Annotated in this window: 1 protein-coding gene; it reads left to right on the forward strand. The window is 73.0% G+C overall.

Going from position 1 to position 1,111, the window contains the following annotated elements:
* On the forward strand, positions 1-1,111 hold a 1,111-nt coding region (locus IE312_RS37810), incomplete at both ends, for a condensation domain-containing protein (RefSeq protein ID WP_229900945.1).

Below are 1,111 nucleotides of genomic sequence, written 5' to 3' on the forward strand. Positions count from 1 at the left end.
GGCCCGCTGGCGCGGGCGTTCGGATGTGCTGGTGCGGCTGGAGGGGCACGGCCGGGCGGAGGAGATGGTGGCGGGTGCGGACCTGTCGCGCACGGCCGGCTGGTTCACCAGCATGTATCCGGTCCGGTTGCAGCTCACCGAGATCGATGCGGCGGAGGCCGTCGCGGGCGGTGCGGCGGCCGGGCGGGCGTTGAAGGCGGTGAAGGAGCAGCTGCGGGCGGTCCCCGACAAGGGTGTCGGTTACGGCCTGCTGCGCCACCTGAACGCGGAGACGGCCGCCGAGCTGGCCGGTCTGCCGGAACCGCAGATCGGTTTCAACTACCTCGGCCGGGTCTCCCTCGCCGACCTGCCCGCCGAACTCCGCACCACCGGCTGGGAGCCGGCGGCGGACGGGGCCGACCTGGTCGCCGCCCCGGACGCGGACATGCCGGCCCTGTCCGCGCTGGAGATCAACACTGTCGCCACCGACACCGGCGCGGGTACCGAACTGACCGCCCACCTCGGCTTCCCGACCGGCGTCCTGCGCCGGGACGAGGTCGAGGAACTCGCCGCACTGTGGATCGAGGCGCTGGCCGGCCTGGTCCGCCACGCGGCCGAGGACGGAGCCGGGGGCATGACGCCGTCGGACGCGCCGTTGGTGCGGGTGGGTCAGGCGGAGTTGGAGGAGTGGGAGGGGCGGTTCGGGCGGCTGGCGGAGGTGTGGCCGCTGACGCCGGTGCAGAAGGGTCTGCTGTTCCACGCGATGCTGGCGGGCGCGTCGTTCGACGTGTACCACATGCAGTTGGTGTTCCATCTGAGCGGCCGGGTCGAGGCGGAGCGGATGCGGGCGGCGGGGCAGTGCCTGCTGGAGCGGTACGCGAATCTGCGGGCGGCGTTCGTGCCCGGCGCGGACGGTGATCCGGTGCAGGTGGTGCCGGAGTCGGTGCGGTTGCCGTGGCGGTATCTGGATCTGAGCGGGCAGGACGATGGGGCGCTGGAGGCGTTCCTGGCGGAGGACCGGGCCACCCACTTCGATCCGGCGGTGCCGCCGTTGTTGCGGCTGGCGTTGGTGAGGCGGGGCGAGGAGCGGTTCGAGCTGGTCGTCACCGCGCATCACGTGCTGTTCGACGGC

Origin of the sequence: Streptomyces capoamus (assembly GCF_014654935.1) — a bacterium.
GTDB classification, from domain to species: Bacteria; Actinomycetota; Actinomycetes; order Streptomycetales; family Streptomycetaceae; genus Streptomyces; species Streptomyces capoamus.